This is a genomic window from Paenibacillus dendritiformis, assembly GCF_021654795.1.
Taxonomy (GTDB): domain Bacteria; phylum Bacillota; class Bacilli; order Paenibacillales; family Paenibacillaceae; genus Paenibacillus_B.
Map to the genome: position 1 here is coordinate 748,338 of NZ_AP025344.1, position 20,936 is coordinate 769,273.

Genomic DNA, 20,936 nt, shown 5'->3' on the forward strand with positions numbered 1-20,936 from the left:
TCAACTTGAAATAGCGTCTTGACTGGTGAAAGCACCATTAGCACCCATTATGGGTGCTTTTTTTGTCTATTGTGACCCGAAACGAGGAAGGCGGGCAACTGAATCTCTCACTGCCTCCTTATAGTTATTAAGGTTCTCTTAAAAAGGTTTAATCAATTGTATCGTGGAGTCAATCCTTATCGTGGGTAATCGTAGTAATGAGCAGACAGATGAGAAGGGAAGAACAGATGAATACATGAATGCAACTGGCAATCGCTGTTTTAAGCGTCGTCGTCTAGTTGGGCACCATCAATGGCGGCGGAGGAAGCTTCATGATCAGCAGCAAGCAATCTGGCGGCAAAAACGGAACCCATGGAATAATGAACGGGCCAGATTATATAAGTTGCTTAATGTATTCGGATGCCAAAGACGGTGATTACTCTGCTCAATATAGTGAAGCCAATGGTCAAAAGTAACTGTTATATCCTGCTGGTTAGTATTAACGTTTTCTTAATTAATATTAATAGAATGTTTTGTGGTTTATTTCCAATTTATTCGTTAGGATTGGATGAGGCAGTAAATACTTAAGTAGTTGTATTGGGAGGATTTTTAAAATGAAGTTCAAAAAAGCTATCGTCGCAACACTGGTCGTATCCGGCATGCTGGCCGCATTGGCAGGTCCAATTCCTGCGGGCGCGGAGGCAGCGCAAGAGCAACAGCACGAGCAGCAATCGGTGAGCAAAGAAGTGAAAATCGACAAGAAGCTGGCTGCCAAGCTGCAAAAAGCAATCAAACAATATGCAGGGAAAGAGATCAAGCTGAAGAATGTCGGCGAGAAGATAGAATTCTCTCTGAGTGCCAAGGTTGAATCCGTAGACGGAAAGTACGCTATCAGCTTTCATATTGATGGTGGTAAGATATGGGAAGTCTCTGAAAAGATCACAATCGATAAAATCAGTAAAGAGGATCAGGAGAAAATCTTGAAAGTGTTAAAAAAAGCATATGCAAATAAAACATATGAATTTAATAAAGAAGTGATCATGCATCGAGGCTATGATGGCGAAAAAGAAAAACTAGGTGTAAATTTGTCGTATGAGTTGACAGGTGAAGATTTTAATATTTTCTTTTTAAAGGAAAACTCTGCTAAAGAGCATAAAGGTCGTGTTGGTGGATTTGAGATAAAGTTCACCAAGGAAGAGCTCGATCCGAAGTTATTGGAAACGGCAACAAAAGCGGTAAAAACGGCATTCAATCATGATTTGGAAGTTACAGCCGCTAATCTAAGACAAATTTTTTGGACACTTGAGGATAAGTACGTATCGCTTGAAATCGTGAAGGGAGAGGTCACAAGCCTGTATCATAAATCGCGTAAAGCGGTAACGACCAACAAGGAGATTACGGAAAAGGATGCTAAAGAAGTGGTTGCTCCGCTTGCTAAGGAATTATTCAATATCGACATTTCGGAGTATGAAGTGAAGTGGGACAACTTATTTAAAGATTACTGCTTTGTTAAAGGCAAAGCGACCGAAGTGAGAGCCGCATTGGATGCCGAGAAAAATGTGGTGTACATAAAGTCCGGGAGCAGAGCGGCCGCAGGGAATTAAAGAACATAAGTAGACGCATAGGAGGATTATCATGAATTTGAAAAAAGCTATCGTCGCAACACTGGTCGTATCCGGCATGCTGGCCGCATTGGCAGGTCCAATTCCTGCGGGCGCGGAGGCAGCGCAAGAGCAACAGCACGAGCAGCAATCGGTGAGCAAAGAAGTGAAAATCGACAAAAAGCTGGCTGCCGAACTGCAAAAAGCGGTAAATCAATATGCGGGGAAAGAGATTAAGCTTAAGGATACCGGTGAACATATCAATGAGCATTTGGTCAAGGTTCAATCTGCAGATGGAAATTATAGTGTTGGCTTTGATTCCAAAAACGAAAAAATATGGTTTGTTTCCAGCAAGACGACAATCGACAAAGTCGACAAAAGACTTCAAGACGAAGCTTTAATAGAGTTAAAGAAAGCCTATTCAAAGAAGAAATACGTATTTAACAAAGACGTTACACAGTCACGATCGTACGATAATAGCAAGGGCAAATTTGGAGATTATATATCTTATGGGTTTTCCGGGAAGGATTTTGAAGTTTCGGTAAATGCTAATATTTCAAAAGGTTATGCCATCACCGGTTCGATAATCGATATTGACAAAAAAGAACTTGATCCGAAATTGCTGAAATCGGCAACGGAAGCGATCAAAACGGCGTTCGATCATCAATTCGACGTGACGAAGGCGCAGATTGAGCATCATACGTGGGTGCTTGAGGACGACAAAGTGAAGGTTTACATGGAGAACGAAAAAGCAATCAGCCTAATCAATAAACAAGGCAATAAGGTCACGACGAACAAAGAGATGACAGAAAAAGAAGCCAAAGAAGCGGTCGCCCCGCTCGCGAAGAAATTATTCAATATCGACATTACGGGATATGAAGTAAAATGGGACAGCTTATTTAAAGATTACCGCTTCATCGAAAAAGATGATATTACGGCGGTGAGAGCCGCATTGGATGCCGAGAAAAATGTGGTGTACATAAAGTCGGGGAGCAGAGCGGCCGCAGGGAATTAAAAAAACACAAAGAGATGCATAGGAGGATTGATCATGAATTTGAGAAAAGCTATCGCAGCCACACTGGTCGTATCCGGCATGCTGGCCGCATTGGCAGGACCGATTCCTGCAGGCGCGGAGGCAGCGCAAGAGAAGCAGCAAGAACAGCAGCAATCGAAGAGCAAAGAAGTGAAAATCGACAAGAAGCTGGCTGCCGAGCTTCAAAAGGCCGTAAAACAATTTGCGGGGAAAGAGATTAAGCTGCAGGATGTTGGCGAGCTTGATGAAATGTCAGGGTGGGTGTGGGTTCGTTCTGAAGATGAGACTTATAGCGTAGCCTATATACAAGAGACCAAAAAAATATGGAATATTAGAGGAAAGCAAAGCATCGATAGAATCAGCAAAAAGGATCAGGATGAAGTCCTGAAAGTGCTGAAAGGGATGCATGCCAAGAAAAAATACACATTTAATAAAGAAGTTGACGTGTCCGAGTACTATGAAAATCCAAAGCAACCTTTTACCCAGTATTCTTTGAGCGGGAAGGATTTTTCCGCCTTTGTGATGAAAAATATCCCAGGGTCGACAGAGAAAACTCGTATTGGGGCCGCGATCGAATTTAGCAAGAACGAGCTTGAACCGAAATTACTGAAAGCGGCGGCGGAAGCAGTGAAAACGGCTTTAGACCGCGACTTGGACGTGACGAAAGCAGTGCTTGAGGGTAGCGTTGAGAATAAGACGTGGAAGCTTAAAGGCGGCAAGGTTACGCTTGCGCTGGATGCCAAGACGGGGAAGGTCCAATACGTTCATGACGGCGGACGAAAACAAGTATTGAAGAAAGATATTACCGAAAAAGAAGTGAAAGAAGCGGTGGCTCCGATCGCGAAGAAATTGTTCAATATGGATCTCCAGGGACTTGAAGTGAAATGGGACAATTCGGCTAAAGACTTCAGCTTTATCCAAAATAAGGAGACCAAGATGGTAGCGGCGCTGGATGCCGACAAAAACGTCGTTTTCTTGATGCACGGAGAAAGAGTCTATATTGAAGAATTGTATACAGAATAGAACATAGACAGGTAAAAAGGAAGATAGAAAAAGCAGATGTGCGCTGCCGCGCACATGAATAGCAGCCCGTTGGCAACCCGCCGACGGGCTGTGTTTATTCAATCTCGCCTGTACGGTCCAAGGCGACATGCGTCTTGACATTGAACTGGACACGAGGATACAGGTTTTCGACTCCTCCAATCTTGATGTCTTCCATGCCGCGTCGCAATACACCGCAATCCGAAGCCAAGCGGATCCAGGGAGCCAGCAAGGCGTAAGGCTTGCGTTGCATCAAAATGACGACCTTGCATATAAATATCTTGACTTCAAGATAATTTGACATTATGATGGTACTTGTAGGCGTTCAAGGAAGCGGCCGCATTATGTCTGTCATATATCTTGAAATGAAGATAATTAAACTTGTATCGCCAGCGCAAAACATGTCCGCAAAAGGGAGGATGGGTATGAAGATTCAGCAGTATACGGCGAGCCAAATGGGGACGGGAACATTCGACGGCGGGCGGATTACGGAGATCAAGCCGATAGGCTTCCCGCATGAGGGCGGGGCCGTCAAGCGCGTCAGCACGTTGTTCTACTGGGCTTGGGCGAAGGCGAAGGAAGAAGGGTATATTCCGCCTCATCCGCACCAGGCGTTCGAGATTCTGTCTTACGTCATTCAGGGCAAGACGCACCACGGCGATTCACTGGGAACGGACAGCGTCGTCGGCGAGGGAGGCGCGCAACTGATTCAGGCGGGGAGCGGCGTGGAGCACAGCGAACGCATCGTCGGTCCGGATGCCGATATGCTGCAAATCTGGTTCGAGCCGAATCTGCTGGAAGCCAGAAAGCGTCCGCCCCATTATGCGCAATTTGAGCATGAGGCGTTCCCGATTCATGAATCTGGCGGCGTCTCCGTGAAGACGGTGCTGGGTGAAGGGGCTCCGTGGCGCATAGTAGCGGATGCCCGCATGTGGGACATTGCGATCCAAGCCGGCCGCAGCTATGAGGCAGTCCTGCCGCGCGGGCGCACATGGACGGCGCTGATCATGAGCGGCAAGGGGAGCATCGGCTCCGTGGAGGCGGGAGAAGAACAGACCCGCTATGCTGGCGAACAATTCATCATCTCGACGGGCAACGAAGAGGCCGATGATGTTCTCCGCATAGCAGCAGAGGAAGCGACCCGGCTGATTGCCATTGAAGTGCCGACAGCCGTCGATTATCCACTGTACCGCAAGTAACGTACCCACGAATCAATGATAGATTGACTCTACACATAGGAAATAAAATAAAGGGGCGATTTCGGATGGCAAATGTAAAATTGGCAGTAATCTATTACAGCTCGACAGGCACGAACTATCAGTTGGCGCAGTGGGCCAAGGAAGGAGCAGAGGCGGCAGGAGCCGAAGTCAAGGTGCTTAAGGTGCCTGAGCTGGCGCCGCCGGCAGCGATTGAGAGCAATCCGGCATGGAAAGCCCATGCGGACGCGACGCAGCATGTGCCGGCCGTACAGCCTGCGGACCTGGAGTGGGCGGATGCGATTATATTTAGCGTGCCTACCCGGTTCGGCAATATGCCATCCCAGATGAAGCAATTCTTGGATACGACCGGCGGCCTGTGGGCGCAAGGCAAGCTGACGAACAAGGTAGTCAGCGCGATGTCCAGCGCCGGCAATTCGCATGGCGGACAGGAAGCGACGATTCTGAGCTTGTATACGTCGATGTATCATTGGGGCGCCATCGTGGTCGCTCCGGGCTATACCGATCCGTCGGCGTATGCGGCAGGCGGCAACCCGTATGGCACCAGCGTAACCGTAGGCCAGGACGGGAAGATGGTTGAAAATGTGGAGGCCGCGGTGAAGCATCAAGCGAAGCGCACCGTTACGGCAGCCGGCTGGGTGAAAGCAGGAATGGCGCAAAATTAAGCAATTTCGCAAGAAAAGGGTGACCGGGCCGAGATGGCCTGGGCACCCTTTTGTTCAATAGGCTGGATTGCCTGTAATGGACGGAAGTTAATCTTCCAGCTCGATCTTCAGGATCGCTCCGTCTTGATCGACATCCCACTCGATCTCCCTGCCAGCCTTGAAGCCTTGGCCGGTCTCGTCATCTACGGCGATATGATTCGGTACGTCTAACGTCTTCTCCCCGCCACGGTCCAACTGAACCGTCACTTGGCTTCCGTTCACGGCGCTGACAATGCCTTCATATTCGACTTTACGAACCGTCGCCTTCCCGTTCGGATCGGTGATGGTGACGCGCTTGCCGCCGTCCTTGAGCAGCTCAATCTTCTTCTGATAGCCGTTCCCGGTCTCGATCGATTTGAGCACCCGCTCCACATCCGCATCGTCCGCCGCGGCTTGGCCTTCCGAAGAGGTGCCGCCAGCCGGCTTGCCGGAATGAGATGACGCATCTTGCCCGGCCGCAGCCGAGTCTGCGAGAGCTTCTTCCGCGGTTCCGGCGTCTGACGGGCTCGTCTGGACTTGACCCGGGGAAGCATCGGAAGCGTCCTGGTTGTCTGCGCAGCCGGACATCAATCCGCCGAAGGCGATAAGAAGCGCCGAGCAGGCGGAAAGCCATGACATTCGCTTTTTTTTCATTTGTCGATCCCTCCCTTATGACAGTATACCTTGTGCGGCATTGAATGAAAAAGGAACGAAGGAAGGGGTTTTCGGCATCGTTCTATTTCAACTGTTTCATTTCCTTGACGATGGCCGCATACTCTTCCTCCATCTCCCGCAAGAAAGTGGCTACATCTTTGTCTGGCTCCGTTACAAAGGCGCGCGCCTTCTGATTGATATAATCATCGTAGAAAAACGTAACCAATGGTCCATAAGGAGAAAAATTCGAAATGCTTGCCATTTTCTGCTCGAAAATCGGTCGAATGTTGTACTTTTTGCCGGCTGCTTCCATATCCGACGCAGAATACTGCTCGAATGCTTCCGCGCTCTTGATCGTTGGCGGGCTGCCGACGCGGGACAGGACAAGCTGGCCGTCCTCCGAGGCCAGATGGGCGATGACCGCCCAAGCCGCATCTTTATGCGGGCTATGCTTGTTAATGCTGACGGAAATCGCCGGAACAGATGGTCCGATACCTGGATGATTTGGCCATACCGGGACCGACACCATATCGAAGTCGAGTCCCTGAACCGCGTTATACAGCGGAAGCGTAGGAAGGGAGACGATGGTCATCGCCACATTCTGATCATTGTTGAACGTATAGGAATAATCGCTTGTATCCACCATCCCGGGAATACTGCGGTATTTGTCCAGCATGTCAAAAAATTGCTGAAACGCCGGTTCTTTCGTAAACAACACTTCTCCGGTCTCCGGATCGGTTCCATTTACGCCGAATTGGGTAAGCGGGATGGAGTAATGACCGAAGGACAACCCTTTGTACTTCACGCCATCCCGTTCAGCCGTCACCTGCTTAGCCAGATCCAGAATTTCGTCCCAGGTCATGCCGTCCCGCGGATAGCCGATGCCGAATTTATCGAAAATAGCTTTGTTGTAATAGAGGGCTCTCTGCGTGCCTTCGATCGGCATGCCGTAGAGCAAGCCGGTTCCGTCCGGATCGAGCGCGCGCTGGATCTCGGCGATGCCGTCGTTGATGACTCCGAGATCAAAGCCGCTCTGCTCAATGTAGGGATCGAGCGGCTCCAGCATATCCAGCTCTTTCAACATGTCGTAGCCCTGATGCATAACATATAAATCAGGAATTTCTCCGCGCGCATTCAATTCCTGGAGTCCTTCCGGCGTAAGCGAGGCGTTGGCGAGTTCCAGCGTGATGTTCGGGAACTTCTCTTCGATTTGTTCTTTGTAGCGGATGCGGAATGTCTCTTCATCGACTTCGATAATGAACTTTAACGTTACCGCTTCGCCGTCATAGGCGACTTCATTCGCAGCCGAAGCGTCGTTCGGCTGCGCGGTGTCCGAACCACCTGTCTGTTCGGGGGCGGAGCGGGGCGTTCCATCCTGCCTCTGGTCTAATGGCAGAGCGGGCGGGTCCGCGGTTGTCCCGCCGCAGCCTGATACAAGCAGCATCATCAGCAGGATGGCGATGGATAGCAGGGAAAGGTTTCTTTTCATGTTGACCGAGCTCCCTTCTTTTTAGAAACAATAATATAAACTTGTTCAGACCATCCCGGATTCGCCTCTTCCATGCGTAGAGCGAAGACCTGGAGCGGTTCCGAATCGTTCTCACGTCCATGATGATCGAAAGAGATAAGCAAGTTCTCGCCGATTCCATTTCCACGAACCGATTGGAGTCGTAAGAAGCATTCTGCCGGGCAATGATAGAGCGTGATGCGGGGGGGGGGAGCGTTTTCAAAATGCAAGGATGAATCCGTGCCGATCTGTCTGGAGAAATCGTACTAAAAATGGTGTTAATTTGGTGTTAAGAAATGTAAAAACGCTGTAACCATATCCAATCTCTGCTCACAGAGTCAGGAGGCCGAAGATGCCCTCCAATATCAAGGGGAGAGAGGGATGACGTAGCTTTCGTACTTGTAAGTTTTCTGCAACCGAATTCGATGGGAAGAGCAATCTCTATTTTGTACACTGATCGTATCGAAAGGAGGTCGATTCCGATGAGAATTATCAGATGGGAGCATCCGGCAAAGGGTTCGCTAGCGCTGCATTCGCCGATTCGAGCGATGCGCGCGCATCAAGGGGAATGGACGGGCTCTCCGGGCGGACACCGCGCGTCGGCTTCGGAACAACGGCCTGTGAAGCAAGATCAAGTGCAGACAGATACCGAATCAGCATCAACCCCCATCGGCCGGAGCATCGCGCATGTCTGGAGACGATGGGTCATATATGGGGTAACCGCGGCGATTTTGGCGCCGGTCATCGGATGGTTCATGATGGCCGGGCTTGCTCCGGCTTGGATGGACGAAGCGAAGCTGGCGGCGCTGCGGGAGGAGATACGGGAAGGAGTCTCGGCAGACGGGAGACATATCGTTCGCCTGAAGGACATGCCGGCTTATGTTACGGAGGCGCTGCTCGCCATCGAGGATCATCGTTACCGTTACCATCCGGGCATCGATCCGATTGGACTGGCCCGTTCGGTATGGATTAACGTAACGAAGCAGCAAAAGGCGCAAGGCGGAAGCACGATTACGATGCAGTTGGCCCGCAACCTGTTCCTGACCCAGGATAAGCTGTATTCCCGCAAGTTTAAGGAGATGGCCATCGCCGCCAATCTCGAATGGAGATATACGAAGGACGAGATTTTGGAGATGTATTTGAATAAGGTCTATTTTGGACACGGGAAATACGGGATTGAAGATGCGGCCCGCTTCTACTTCGGCAAGACCGCCGGGGCGTCCGATGCGCTGGAGACGATTAATGAAGCGGAAGCAGCGATGCTGGTCGGCCTGCTGAAGGCGCCCGAACGGCTGTCTCCGCGGAAGCATCCCGCCGCGGCCGAGCATCGCCAGAACGTCGTGCTGCGCCGGATGGTCGAGCTGGGGTGGTTGACCGAAGGGGAGCGCCAGCATCTGAAGAAAGCGGAAATCGTTCACGCTTCTTGATGGAGCGGAGGGGGCTGTCTTATTCAGCCGTGTGCAGCTCCGGCGAGACAGCCCCCTGATTATTGTCAGCCCGACTTGCTGAGAATTAAGGGGGACGCAGGGAAATACAAGGAATGCGGGAAAACTGCAAAAATGCAGCATTTTCTTCTGGCATTTACACCGTAAGAGGAGTTCCTGCAAAACTCAGGCTGTTGAGAAAGAAGTTTTGAGTAGGAAAATGGATATTTCCACCATCCTGAAAAGTGCACCATTTCCCTGGACACGCCCATCCGGCAGGCGAAATCCGCAAAACTCCACGATTTCTCCAGACGCTCCTATTCAGTAAGCGAAATCCTGCATAAATACAGCAATTCGCTATGGACGACTAGTCCAGAAAGGGAATCCTGCAAAATTACAGGAATTTTCCCCGTTTCGCTTCGGCTTGAAGCAAAAGGGCCTAAAATGATGTAGATTTGCAGCAATTCCTCGGGATGTGGACTCATTAAGCAGAATTTCCTGTAAAATAGCAGCAATTTCCTCCGCACGTCCAAGCCCCAGGAGGCAACGATGCTTCGAGCAGGCCGATAATGCTTCCAGCAGGCCGGATAATGCGATGATGCCCCCAACATCCGGCGCGGTCGCTTGGATCCCGTAAAATCAGGCCATTGAGTAGTATATGGGGCTTTTTACTTGTGATTGATCTCTTCTCCCGGTAGAGAAAATCGATTTAAAACACTCTAAGAGCCAAAGTTTGGATGACGAAAATGGACCATCTCCACCCCTTCACAAAAAACAGGGGTTTTCCAACAGCCTGAAAACTGCATCAATTTCATCCTAAACAGTAGATTCAAAGCAAAATTCGGCGAAAAAGATGCTATATTGCAGGAATGTAATAAGATAAGGTTGTAAATCGCGGAAATTCCTGCATCTATGCAGGATTCAATGCTTCTTCCATCTGACTCGTCCATCTGCGGCCGCGGTTCTCTCCCCGTCTCTCCCTCCTCTTTAATCCCGCTCTCTACTCCTGCACTACCACCTGCACTACCACCTGCACTACCACCTGCACTACCACCTGCACTACCACCTGCACTACCACCTGCACTACCACCTGCACTACCACCTGCATCACCACCTGTACCAATACCTGTACCACCACCTGCACCAACACCTGCACTAACCACCTGCCCCAACACCTGCCCAACTGCTGCATCTACTCCTGCCTCAGTACTCCTGCCACTGCATTATCTATTGACCCGTCATGCCCCGCACCCTTGTGCACGGTCTATGCACCTCCTAGGGGGCGGGCAGTTCTTTAACTGCAGTAGCCGCCTGGAGCGTCAAGTTGTATAATATTTGTAGGGAAAGGGGGATTCTTCATCTATGGACGCGACGCTGCTTGTATTTGTATATTTGCTGGCCGTCAATATCGCAGGCTATCAGATGATGGCGGCGGACAAGCGCCGGGCGATCCGGCACCGGCGGCGCATTCCGGAGCGGAAGCTGTTCTTGGCCGCCTGGCTGGGAGGCGCCCTGGGCGTGCTGACCGGGATGTACAACCAGCGCCACAAGACGCAGCATGTGACGTTTACGGCGGGAATCCCATTCATTCTTATCGTGAATATTGTCGTGTTCGGTTATTTTTTTATCAAAATCGGGTAATAGTGGAGTATCTGTTCCGCAGGCGCGCATCAAGGGACGCGATGTGGATCGCTCTTGGCAGCAGGATACTCTTATTACATAGCGTTGACTATAAGAAAGCGTGGTGGAATGTATGGTATTCAATCGTATTCTTGTCGCTTATGACGGATCGGAGCCATCGAAGAAGGCTTTGCGCCATGCCATCAGCCTGGCGGAGAACCATGCGGAAGCGATGCTTCGCGTGGTGCATGTATTCCAGTTCCCGCAATATTTTATCGGAACCGCGTATGCGACGGCGACCGTCGAGACGAATGAGGAGCTGTACCAGTATGCCGAACAGACGCAGAACGAGGCGGAGCAGCAGGTGGCCCTGCTTGGCGATCGGGCCGAGGTGAAGCTGCTGCAAGGCCCTCCGGGACAATCCATTGTCGCCGAAGCCGAGGAGTTCGGCTGCGATCTGGTCGTGATCGGCAGCCGGGGGCTGAGCGGATTCAAGGAATTCGTGCTCGGCAGCGTCAGCCACCATGTCGTGCAGCATGCGAAGGTGCCTGTCCTCGTCATGAAATAACTTGATACATTGGGAAGGACCGGAAGACGCGCATGCGGAGGCCGGTTCTTTTTATTAGATAGGCATAACGAACTAAATCCGAACAATAAGATATATTTAATGCATTATATTCGTATTTTAATTCTTGACATGGCTGTTACCCCTTGTTACACTGGAGTTGCTTGAACCATTAACGAATAATTTTGAAATCCTATCGATATAATTTCATCTTTCTGAACTCGTATAATTCCGGGAATATGGCCGGAAGTTTCTACCCAAGGACCGTAAATCTTTGGACTACGAGAATGACGACCGGACGGATATGCCGCAGGTCTGTTTGCTGCTGCCTGCCATCGGGGAGGCGGAGGGCGGACTTGGCTTTTTGGACAGCCGAGGCTCGTCATTCTTGGGTTCGAAGACTGCGATCAGGGGGTAGCCATCCGCTGATTTTTTTATGCTCATGACAGGGATTATTCGGAAGCCGGGCAAAAAATAGGGTGAAAGCAGGTGCACGACGATGGACAAGGACAACGTGCGGGTAGGCGTAATTATGGGAAGCGTGTCCGACTGGGAGACGATGCGTCTCGCGTGCGAGGTGCTGAAGGAATTCGGGGTTCCGTTCGAGAGCAAGGTCGTATCGGCCCACCGGACGCCGGACGAGATGTTCCATTATGCGGAGACGGCCGCGGAGCGAGGACTTCGCGTGATTATCGCGGGCGCGGGCGGGGCCGCCCATCTGCCGGGCATGGTCGCCGCGAAGACGGTGCTGCCGGTCATTGGAGTGCCGGTGCGGTCCTCGCAGTTGAACGGGATGGACTCGCTCCTGTCCATCGTGCAGATGCCGGCCGGCGTACCCGTGGCGACGGTGGCGATCGGACCGGCGGGGGCGACGAACGCCGGGCTCTTGGCCGTGCAGATGCTTGGCATGCACGATGAGGAGCTGCGCGCGAAGATGGAAGCGCGCAGGGAAGCGGTGCGGCAGCAGGTGCAGGCCGCGGGGGACCTCGCATGAGGGCCCCGGCGGACGGCCGCATGCGGCCGCAGGAGAAGGCGCCGGTGCTGGCGCCTGGCGTGACGGTAGGCGTCCTCGGCGGCGGCCAGCTCGGCCGCATGCTGGCGCTGGAGGGCGTCCGCCTCGGCTACCGCTTCGTCGCGCTTGACCCGGCGGCGGATGCGCCCTGCGCCGCGGTGGCCGACCTCATCTGCGCCGATTACGGCGATGAGGACGGGCTGGCGGAGCTGGCGGCGCGTGCGGACGTCATCACGTACGAGTTCGAGAACGTGGACGCCGCCGCCGTCGAGCGGCTCGAGCGGGCCGCTCCCGTGCCGCAGGGCAGCCGCCTGCTTCGTCTGGCGCAGCATCGCCTGCGCGAGAAGGAAGCGCTGCAGGCCGCCGGCATTCCCGTCGCGCCGTTCGCGGCGGTCGCTTCGGCGGGCGAGGTGCGCCGGGCGCTGCGCGCGTTCGGCGGCGCCGGCGTGCTGAAGACGGCCACCGGCGGCTATGACGGCAAGGGCCAGCGCATGCTTCGCCAGGAGAGCGAAGCGGAGGCCGCCTATGCCGAGCTGTCGGCGCTGGCCCCGGAGCTGGTGCTCGAGGCGTTCGTGCCGTTCGAGCACGAGCTGTCCGTTATCGCCGCCCGCAGCCCGCGGGGCGAGATCGCCGTCTTCCCGGCGGCGGAGAACATTCACCGGGAGCATATTCTCCACCTGTCCATCGTCCCGGCGCGCATTCCGGCCGGGGTGCAGGCGGACGCCGAGCGGTTGGCCCGCCGCATCGCGGAGGCGCTCGACGTCGTCGGCCTCATCGCGGTCGAGATGTTCCTGACCGCAGAGGGCCAATTGCTCGTGAACGAGCTCGCGCCGCGCCCGCATAATTCCGGGCATTACACGATGGATGCATGCCGCACCTCCCAGTTCGAGCAGCATCTGCGGGCCATCTGCAATCTGCCGCTCGGTCCGACCGGGCTCGTCTCTCCGGTCGTCATGGCCAACCTGCTCGGCGAAGACGCGGCGGACATGGTACAATGGTTCCGTACGGACGACCCGGCTGCCGAGCGTTACGGCGTAACGCCGAAGCTGCATTGGTACGGGAAGTCGGAAGCGAAGCCGAAGCGGAAGATGGGGCATGTCAATATCGTGGCCCCGAGTACCGAAGCGGCGCTCGCTTGGATGAGAGAATCGAACATGTGGAGGAATACGAGACGATGATTGAACGTTATTCGCGCCCGGAGATGCGGGCCATATGGACGGAAGAGAACAAGTTCAAGGCTTGGCTCGAAGTGGAGCTGTGCGCCTGCGAGGCATGGGCCGAGCTTGGCGTCATTCCGAAGGAGGATGTCGAAGCGCTGCGCGCCAAGGCAAGCTTCGATATCGACCGGATCTATGAGATCGAAGCGGAGACGCGCCACGACGTGATCGCCTTCACGCGCGCCGTGTCGGAGACGCTCGGGCCCGAGCGCAAATGGGTCCATTACGGGCTGACCTCGACCGACGTCGTAGACACGGCCTTGGGCTACCTGATGAAGCAGGCCAACGAGATTTTGGAGCAGGATCTGCTCCGGTTCATTGATATATTGAAGGACAAGGCTTTGGAATACAAGGATACGCCGATGATGGGCCGCACCCATGGCGTCCATGCGGAGCCGACGACGTTCGGCCTGAAGATGGCGCTCTGGTACGCGGAAATGCAGCGCAACCTGGAGCGGTTCCGCGATGCGGCGGACGGCGTGCAGTACGGGAAAATCTCCGGTGCGGTCGGCACCTATGCGAATATCGACCCGTTCGTGGAGAAATTCGTCTGCGAGAAGCTCGGCACGAAGCCGGCGCCGATCTCGACCCAGACGCTGCAGCGCGACCGCCACGCGGAGTATATGGCGACGCTGGCCTTGATCGCGACGTCGCTCGACAAGTTCGCGACCGAGATTCGCGCCCTGCAGAAGAGCGAGTTCCGCGAGGTCGAGGAAGCCTTCGCCAAAGGGCAGAAGGGCTCGTCCGCGATGCCGCACAAGCGCAACCCTATCGGCTGCGAGAACATTTCCGGCCTGTCGCGCGTCCTTCGCGGCTATATGCTGTCAGCCTACGAGAATGTGCCGCTCTGGCATGAGCGCGATATCTCGCACAGCTCGGTCGAGCGCATCATTTTGCCGGACGGCACGATGCTGCTGAACTATATGCTGAACCGCTTCATGAACATCGTGAAGAACTTGACGGTCTTCCCGGAAAATATGAAGCGCAACATGCAGCGAACGTATGGCGTGCCGTTCTCCGGCCGCGTCATGACGAAGCTCATCGACCGGGGATGGAGCCGCGAGCAGGCTTATGACACGGTGCAGCCGCGCGCGATGCAGGCGTGGGAAGAGCAGCGCAGCTTCCGCGACATCATTGAGAGCACGCCGGAGATTACGGCGGTGCTGAGCGCGGAGGACATCGAGGACGCCTTCAACCCGTCCTGGCACTTGAAGCATGTCGATACGATTTTCGGCCAGCTTGGACTGCTGGAAGGATAATTGCAAGGGCAATAACAACGATATGAAAATTGGATAAATGCAAGTTCATGCTTGTTCGCCGCCCCCCTGATTGCGGCGGATAAGCTGCTCGCGCAGGCCCTATCCCCAACGGGCCGAATGCGGCGGCCGGCTCCCTGCCCTCCTCTCTTCCGGGAACCGCCCGCCGCAGCGGGAGCAACCAACGGGAGGGTAAGCAAGACCGCTTCAGCTTAGGAGAAACCGAGAGGAGCACAGGCATGTCTACCAACTCTATCGTATCAACGCTGGCGGATGCGATTCCGTTCCCGCTGCTTCACCGCGGCAAGGTGAGGGAGCTGTATGAATGGGACGCCGACACGCTCTTGATCGTCGTATCGGATCGCATTTCGGCCTTTGACTGCGTCCTTGAGCCGGCCGTGCCGGACAAGGGAACGGTCCTGAACCGGCTGAGCCGCTACTGGTTCGAGCGGACGAAGCATATTATCGGCAATCATGTCATTCCTTGTGACGAGGAATGCCTGCGGACCGCATTGTCCGCCCGGATCGGCAGCGAACCGGAACCTCATCAACGCATCTCATCTCTAGTATCCCTATTATCTGATAGAATGACGCTCGCCAAGCGGGCGCAGCGCGTGGACTTCGAATGCGTCGTCCGCGGCTATATCACCGGCGGAGGCTGGCGGCAGTATACAGCGACCGGCGAAGTGAACGGCATCCAACTGCCGGAAGGCCTGCGCATGAACGAGCGCCTGCCTGAACCGATATTTACGCCGGCCCGCAAGCATGACGAAGGACATGACGAAGACGTTGCCTATGAAGTCATGGAGTCGCAGCTCGGGCCGGAGCTGGCCGGGAGTCTGCGGGACGCGAGTCTCCGGCTGTACCGGTTCGCGGCAGAGGAATGCGCGGACAAGGGCCTGCTGCTCGCCGACTGCAAATTCGAATTCGGGCTCATTGATGGCGAATTGGTGCTCATCGACGAATTGTTCACGCCGGACAGCTCCCGCTTCTGGGACGTCGGCAGCTATGCGCTCGATTCGGATATCGACAGTCTCGACAAGGAGCCGGTCCGCCGCTATCTGGCCGCCTCCGGCTGGGATCGGAGCAGCACGCCGCCGCCGCTGCCGGCGGAGGTCGTCGAGGCTACACGAGGACGTTATATCGCTTTATATGAACGAATAACCGCACAGAGATGGGCGTAACGGGAGGAATTCACAGTGAAGGTAAAAGTGATTGTAACGACGAAGGCGAACGTGCTTGACCCTCAAGGCGCCGCCGTGGAGCGGGCGATGCATTCGATGGGGTATGAAGGCGTGGAGCATATGCGCATCGGCAAGTATATGGAATTCGAGCTCGCGGCGGCGAATGAAGCCGAAGCGAAGGAACAGGTCGAACGGATGTGCAAGGTGCTGCTGTCCAATCCGGTCGTGGAAGATTACCGATACGAATTGGAGGCGTAGGGCGATGAAGGTGGCTGTACTTGTTTTTCCGGGATCGAACTGTGATATGGATTGCGTGCATGCGGTCCAGGATACGATGGGAATCGAGGCGGACCGCGTCTGGCATACGGCGACGGATCTGGCCGGCTACGATCTGATCATCGTGCCGGGCGGCTTCTCTTACGGCGATTATTTGCGCTGCGGGGCCATCGCCCGCTTCGCGCCGGTGATGAAGGCGGTCGAGCAGGCGGCGCGGGAGGGCGTCTATGTGCTTGGCATTTGCAACGGCTTCCAGATTCTAACGGAGGCGGGGCTGCTGCCGGGCACGCTGCGGCGCAATGTCGGACTGCAGTTCCGCTGCCATGCGGCTCCGATTCGGGTCGCCCGCCGCGATACGCCCTTCACGGCCGAATACGGCCAGGGCGAAGTGGTCAATATCCCGATTGCCCATGGGGAAGGCAATTATTATTGTGACGAAGAGACCTTGCGCCGCTTGAAGGAGCGGGGGCAGATCGTGTTCACCTACGAAGACAATCCGAACGGCTCGATTGAGGATATTGCGGGCATCTGCAATGAAGCCGGCAATGTGCTCGGCATGATGCCCCATCCGGAGCGCGCGGTCAGCGCCTGGCTCGGTTCCGAAGACGGCAGCCGGATGTTCACGTCGATTTTGAACGCTTGGAGGGAGAAGCATGCAGTCAACGCGTAACAATACGACCGCCGCAGCGGCGGAACGGGCAGAACAGGAAGCGCGCCGGAAGCGGCAGTCGCTGGAGATGGCCCGCGATAATATGCGGCGGGAGCCGTCTCCGGATCAGATTGCGGCCGAGCGGCTGTATGCGGGCATGGGTGTCACGGATGACGAGTACGAGCTGATGTGCGGACTGCTCGGACGCCGTCCGAATTATACCGAGATCGGCGTGTTCAGCGTCATGTGGTCGGAGCATTGCGCGTACAAAAACTCGAAGCCGCTTCTGAAGCGGTTCCCGACGACGGGCGAGCGGGTGCTGGTCGGTCCGGGCGAAGGCGCGGGCATCGTCGATATCGGCGACGGCCAGGCCGTCGTGTTCAAAATCGAAAGCCACAACCATCCGTCCGCCATCGAGCCTTACCAAGGCGCGGCGACGGGCGTGGGCGGGATTATTCGCGACATTTTCTCGATGGGGGCCCGGCCGGTGGCCCTGCTTAATTCGCTGCGCTTCGGGAGCTTGAAGGAGGAGCGGGTCAAATATTTGTTCGAGCATGTCGTCGCGGGCATCGCCGGCTACGGCAACTGCATCGGCATCCCGACGGTCGGGGGCGAGGTCGTGTTCGACGACAGCTATGCCGGGAATCCGCTTGTCAATGCGATGTGCGTCGGCTTGATCAATCATGAGGATATTCAGAAGGGCGTCGCCAGCGGCGTCGGCAACCCGGTCTATTATGTCGGTCCTCCGACGGGACGCGACGGGATTCATGGCGCGACGTTCGCTTCGGAGGAGCTGACGGCCGAGTCGGAAGCGAAGCGCCCGGCAGTTCAGGTCGGCGATCCGTTCATGGAAAAGCTGGTGATGGAATCGTGTCTGGAGCTGATCCAGTCCGGCATCGTCATCGGGATTCAGGATATGGGCGCGGCGGGACTGACCTGCTCCAGCGCCGAGATGGCGAGCAAGGCGGGCAACGGGCTGGAGCTGGTGCTCGACGAGGTGCCGCAGCGGGAGACGGGCATGACTCCATATGAGATGATGCTGTCCGAATCGCAGGAGCGGATGCTGTTCGTCATCGAGGAGCACAACGAGCCGATCGCGATGGAAATATTCGAGCGCTGGGGCGTCATCTGCCGCAAGGTCGGGCGCGTGACGGACGACGGCCGGCTGCGCCTGCTGTTCGACGGCGAGGTGGTCGCCGATATGCCGGTCCGGGGCCTTGTCGATGAATGCCCGGTCTATCACAAGCCGTCGCAGGAGCCGGCGAGCTATGCGGCCAACCAGGCGGTCGATACGGCCGGATATCCGGAGGTCACGGACGTCAATGCGGCGCTGCTGCAAGTACTGGCCTCTCCTTCCGTCGCCAGCAAGGAATGGGTGTACCGCCAATATGACAGCATGGTGCGCGCCAGCACGGCGGTGACGCCGGGCTCGGACGCGGCGGTCGTGCTCGTGCGCGGGACGCGCAAGGCGCTCGCGATGACGACGGACTGCAACGGCCGCTATGTGATGCTCGATCCGCTCATGGGCGGACGCATCGCGGTATGCGAGGCGGCGCGCAATATCGTATGCTCGGGCGCCGAGCCGCTCGCTATTACCGACAACCTGAATTTCGGGAATCCGGAGAAGCCGGAGAACTTCTGGCAGATGGAGCAAGCGGTCGACGGCATGGCGGAAGCGTGCCGTATGCTGAATACGCCGGTCATCGGCGGCAATGTCAGTCTCTACAACGAAAATGCCCACGGATCGATCTATCCGACGCCGGTCGTCGGCATGGTCGGACTCGTGCATGATGCGGATCATATTACGACGCAGGGCTTCAAGCGCGAAGGCGATGCCGTGCTGCTGCTGGGCCGGACGAAGGCGGAGCTGGGCGGCAGCGAGTTCCAGTCAGTCGTCCATGGTGTAGCGGAAGGCCGTCCGCCGGAGGTCGATCTCGAGACCGAGCTGCGCCTGCAGCGGACGGTGCTGGCGCTCATTCAGGACGGTCTCGTGCAGTCGGCCCATGATGTATCGGATGGCGGGCTGGCGGCGGCCTTCGCGGAATGCTGCATCAGCGGCGGCATCGGGGCTGTGCTGGAGCTGGAAGCGGCCGATCTGCGGACCGATATCGCGCTGTTCAGCGAGAGCCAATCGCGCATTCTGCTCTCGGTCCAGCCGGAGCGGGCCGAAGAGGCGCAGGCGCGCTGTGCGGCAGCGGGCATCCCGGTCGAGGGGCTGGGGCGGGTCGGCGGCGAGCAGATCGTCATTCGGGTCAATGGCAGTCCGGCAATCGATCTCCCGGTCCACGAAGCGGAGCGGGTATGGAAGGATGCGATCCCATGTCTTATGCAATAAGCGGGGCTTATTATAACGAGGGCAGCGGCCGGGAAGGCCCGTTCGATCGGTTGAAAGAGGAATGCGGCATTTTCGGCGTCTACGGCTACAAGGACGCGTCCACGCTGACGTACTACGGGCTGCACACGCTGCAGCACCGGGGAGAGGAGAGCGCGGGCATCTGCGTCTCCGGCGGAGATTCGTTCCGCTATCACCGTGGAATGGGGCTGGTGAAGGAAGTGTTCGACGCCGAACGGCTCGCGGAACTGGAAGGCGATCGGGCGATCGGCCATGTCCGCTACTCGACATCCGGCGACAGCCGGCTGGCGAACGCGCAGCCGCTCGTCTTCAAGACGCGGGACGGCGAGCTGGCGGTCGCGACGAACGGCAATATCGTGAATGCCCCGCGCATCCGCCACGGGCTGGAGCAGAAGGGCTCCATCTTCCAGACGACGAGCGATACCGAGGTCATCGCGCACCTGATTGCCCGCTCGGAGCATGACTTCGTGCAGGCCGCGAAGGAAGCGCTGAAGGAGCTGGTCGGAGGCTTCGCCTTCCTGCTGATGACCAATGACCGGCTGCTGGCGGCCTCCGATCCGCACGGGCTGCGCCCGATTGTGATGGGCCGCCTCGGCGACGCTTATGTGTTCGCCTCCGAGACATGCGCCCTGGAGGCGATCGGAGCGGAGCTGGTCCGCCCTCTGGAGCCGGGCGAACTCGTCGTCGTCGATGCGTGGGGCCACCGGTCGGAACGGTTCGCGCCGGGGGCGAAGCATTCGCTGTGCGCGATGGAATTCATCTATTTCTCGCGTCCGGACAGCCAACTGCATGAGGTGAACCTGCATACCGCCCGCAAGCATATGGGGATGAAGCTGGCGGAGGAGGCGTTCGTCGAGGCGGATATCGTGACAGGCGTGCCCGACTCCAGTATTTCGGCGGCGATCGGCTACGCGGAGAAGACGGGGATTCCCTATGAAATGGGACTTATCAAAAGCAAATATACCGGCAGAACGTTCATTCAGCCGAGCCAGGAGCTGCGCGAGCAGGGCGTCAAAATGAAGCTAAGCGCCGTGCGGAGCGTCGTCGAAGGCCAGAGGGTCGTCCTCATTGACGACTCGATCGTGCGCGGCACGACGTCGCGCCGGATCGTCAATATGCTGCGCGAAGCCGGGGCGCGGGAGGTGCATCTGCGCATCGCCTCGCCGCCGTTCCGCCATCCGTGCTTCTATGGCATCGACACGCCGAAGAGCGAGGATCTGCTCGCTCATCTTCATACGGAAGAGGAGATGCGGAAGCTGATCGGCGCCGATTCGCTCGCCTTCCTGTCGAAGGAAGGGATGATTGAGGCGATCGGCGGCAGCTATGCGGATAAGCCGAGCGGCGGCTTGTGCCTCGCCTGCTTCGATGATAATTATCCGACGGAGCTGTTCGGCGCGCGCGTCGCGGCAGGCGCGGAGGAGGCGGCGGCGTCCGTCCGGCGGTAAGGCCTTAGGGCCCAAGCGGCTTATTAAGCCGACTCCTAATGGCCTATTGGAAATCTACAGAGACATAGACACCAAGACACCAAGGAAGAAAAGGGAAGACGAACGACCGCCGGGTCGAACGCACTGAAATGCTTGATTCGGTTATGACTGCGGCAGGATGATTTTTCGGGCATTGCCTTTAGTCAGACGGTACAACGAGATGCTGTTGGCGGCGGCATCA

At 56.0% G+C, this 20,936-nt stretch carries 21 protein-coding genes and 1 riboswitch; of the genes, 17 read left to right on the forward strand and 4 right to left on the reverse strand.

From position 1 onward, the window contains the following. Positions 1-311: 311 nt before the first annotated feature. The 4 genes from L6439_RS03210 to L6439_RS03225 all read left to right on the forward strand — a co-directional run bounded on the left by L6439_RS03210 (position 312) and on the right by L6439_RS03225 (position 3,636). The gene (locus tag L6439_RS03210) at positions 312-455 is read left to right on the forward strand and encodes a hypothetical protein (protein WP_213470350.1); all 144 of its coding nucleotides are present in this window, start codon (positions 312-314) and stop codon (positions 453-455) included. 138 nt (positions 456-593) lie between these two features. Next, on the forward strand, positions 594-1,583 hold the full coding sequence (locus tag L6439_RS03215) for a hypothetical protein (RefSeq protein WP_168181649.1): 990 nt from the start codon (positions 594-596) through the stop codon (positions 1,581-1,583). Positions 1,584-1,614: 31 nt separating this feature from the next. Beyond that, positions 1,615-2,595, forward strand: coding sequence for a hypothetical protein (locus L6439_RS03220; RefSeq protein WP_213470352.1), 981 nt, complete (start codon positions 1,615-1,617; stop codon positions 2,593-2,595). 33 nt (positions 2,596-2,628) lie between these two features. Further along, the gene (locus L6439_RS03225) at positions 2,629-3,636 is read left to right on the forward strand and encodes a hypothetical protein (protein ID WP_168181647.1); all 1,008 of its coding nucleotides are present in this window, start codon (positions 2,629-2,631) and stop codon (positions 3,634-3,636) included. Between the two features lie 94 nt (positions 3,637-3,730). Here the strand turns inward: L6439_RS03225 and L6439_RS03230 are convergent, their stop codons facing one another. After that, a complete protein-coding gene (locus L6439_RS03230) occupies positions 3,731-3,907 on the reverse strand; it encodes a hypothetical protein (RefSeq protein WP_168181646.1) in 177 nt (58 codons plus the stop codon). A gap of 172 nt (positions 3,908-4,079) precedes the next feature. Between L6439_RS03230 and L6439_RS03235 the strand changes: the two genes are divergently transcribed. Further along, positions 4,080-4,853 (forward strand): pirin family protein, encoded by a 774-nt coding sequence (locus L6439_RS03235; RefSeq protein WP_213470354.1) that lies wholly within the window; start codon positions 4,080-4,082, stop codon positions 4,851-4,853. Between the two features lie 65 nt (positions 4,854-4,918). Continuing rightward, positions 4,919-5,536: an NAD(P)H:quinone oxidoreductase gene (wrbA, locus tag L6439_RS03240; RefSeq protein WP_213470356.1), complete on the forward strand. Its 618-nt coding sequence runs from the start codon at positions 4,919-4,921 to the stop codon at positions 5,534-5,536. A gap of 87 nt (positions 5,537-5,623) precedes the next feature. Here the strand turns inward: wrbA and L6439_RS03245 are convergent, their stop codons facing one another. Together L6439_RS03245 and L6439_RS03250 are read right to left on the reverse strand one after the other, a co-directional pair. After that, complete coding sequence (locus L6439_RS03245) at positions 5,624-6,208, reverse strand: hypothetical protein (protein WP_213470358.1); 585 nt, start codon at positions 6,206-6,208, stop codon at positions 5,624-5,626. An 82-nt stretch (positions 6,209-6,290) separates the two neighbouring features. Next, a complete protein-coding gene (locus L6439_RS03250) occupies positions 6,291-7,697 on the reverse strand; it encodes an ABC transporter substrate-binding protein (RefSeq protein WP_213470360.1) in 1,407 nt (468 codons plus the stop codon). Positions 7,698-8,197: 500 nt separating this feature from the next. On the opposite strand from L6439_RS03250, the gene L6439_RS03255 reads away from it, so the two are divergent. Then, positions 8,198-9,142: a transglycosylase domain-containing protein gene (locus L6439_RS03255; RefSeq protein ID WP_213470362.1), complete on the forward strand. Its 945-nt coding sequence runs from the start codon at positions 8,198-8,200 to the stop codon at positions 9,140-9,142. Between the two features lie 716 nt (positions 9,143-9,858). Here the strand turns inward: L6439_RS03255 and L6439_RS03260 are convergent. Next, complete coding sequence (locus L6439_RS03260; RefSeq protein WP_213470364.1) at positions 9,859-10,314, reverse strand: hypothetical protein; 456 nt, start codon at positions 10,312-10,314, stop codon at positions 9,859-9,861. 187 nt (positions 10,315-10,501) lie between these two features. On the opposite strand from L6439_RS03260, the gene L6439_RS03265 reads away from it, so the two are divergent. From L6439_RS03265 to purF, 10 genes are all read left to right on the forward strand, one after another. Then, positions 10,502-10,780, forward strand: a complete 279-nt coding sequence (locus L6439_RS03265; RefSeq protein WP_168183107.1) for a DUF1294 domain-containing protein — start codon at positions 10,502-10,504, stop codon at positions 10,778-10,780. 112 nt (positions 10,781-10,892) lie between these two features. Further along, positions 10,893-11,327, forward strand: a complete 435-nt coding sequence (locus tag L6439_RS03270; protein ID WP_213470366.1) for a universal stress protein — start codon at positions 10,893-10,895, stop codon at positions 11,325-11,327. A gap of 198 nt (positions 11,328-11,525) precedes the next feature. Further along, positions 11,526-11,626, forward strand: a riboswitch (purine riboswitch). Positions 11,627-11,823: 197 nt separating this feature from the next. Further along, positions 11,824-12,318: a 5-(carboxyamino)imidazole ribonucleotide mutase gene (gene purE / locus L6439_RS03275; RefSeq protein ID WP_168183105.1), complete on the forward strand. Its 495-nt coding sequence runs from the start codon at positions 11,824-11,826 to the stop codon at positions 12,316-12,318. Then, on the forward strand, positions 12,315-13,514 hold the full coding sequence (purK, locus tag L6439_RS03280; protein ID WP_213470368.1) for a 5-(carboxyamino)imidazole ribonucleotide synthase: 1,200 nt from the start codon (positions 12,315-12,317) through the stop codon (positions 13,512-13,514). Before purE ends, purK begins: the two co-directional genes overlap by 4 nt. After that, a complete protein-coding gene (purB, locus tag L6439_RS03285; protein ID WP_168182859.1) occupies positions 13,511-14,812 on the forward strand; it encodes an adenylosuccinate lyase in 1,302 nt (433 codons plus the stop codon). Before purK ends, purB begins: the two co-directional genes overlap by 4 nt. 236 nt (positions 14,813-15,048) lie before the next feature. After that, a complete protein-coding gene (locus tag L6439_RS03290; protein WP_213470370.1) occupies positions 15,049-15,993 on the forward strand; it encodes a phosphoribosylaminoimidazolesuccinocarboxamide synthase in 945 nt (314 codons plus the stop codon). Between the two features lie 15 nt (positions 15,994-16,008). Then, complete coding sequence (gene purS / locus L6439_RS03295; protein WP_087443057.1) at positions 16,009-16,251, forward strand: phosphoribosylformylglycinamidine synthase subunit PurS; 243 nt, start codon at positions 16,009-16,011, stop codon at positions 16,249-16,251. A gap of 4 nt (positions 16,252-16,255) precedes the next feature. Further along, entirely contained in the window at positions 16,256-16,939 is a 684-nt protein-coding gene (gene purQ, locus L6439_RS03300) for a phosphoribosylformylglycinamidine synthase subunit PurQ (RefSeq protein WP_213470372.1), read from the forward strand. A 67-nt stretch (positions 16,940-17,006) separates the two neighbouring features. Then, positions 17,007-19,253, forward strand: coding sequence for a phosphoribosylformylglycinamidine synthase subunit PurL (gene purL / locus L6439_RS03305; protein ID WP_213470540.1), 2,247 nt, complete (start codon positions 17,007-17,009; stop codon positions 19,251-19,253). Then, complete coding sequence (gene purF / locus L6439_RS03310; protein WP_213470374.1) at positions 19,238-20,716, forward strand: amidophosphoribosyltransferase; 1,479 nt, start codon at positions 19,238-19,240, stop codon at positions 20,714-20,716. Before purL ends, purF begins: the two co-directional genes overlap by 16 nt. The last annotated feature ends 220 nt before the right edge of the window (positions 20,717-20,936 follow it).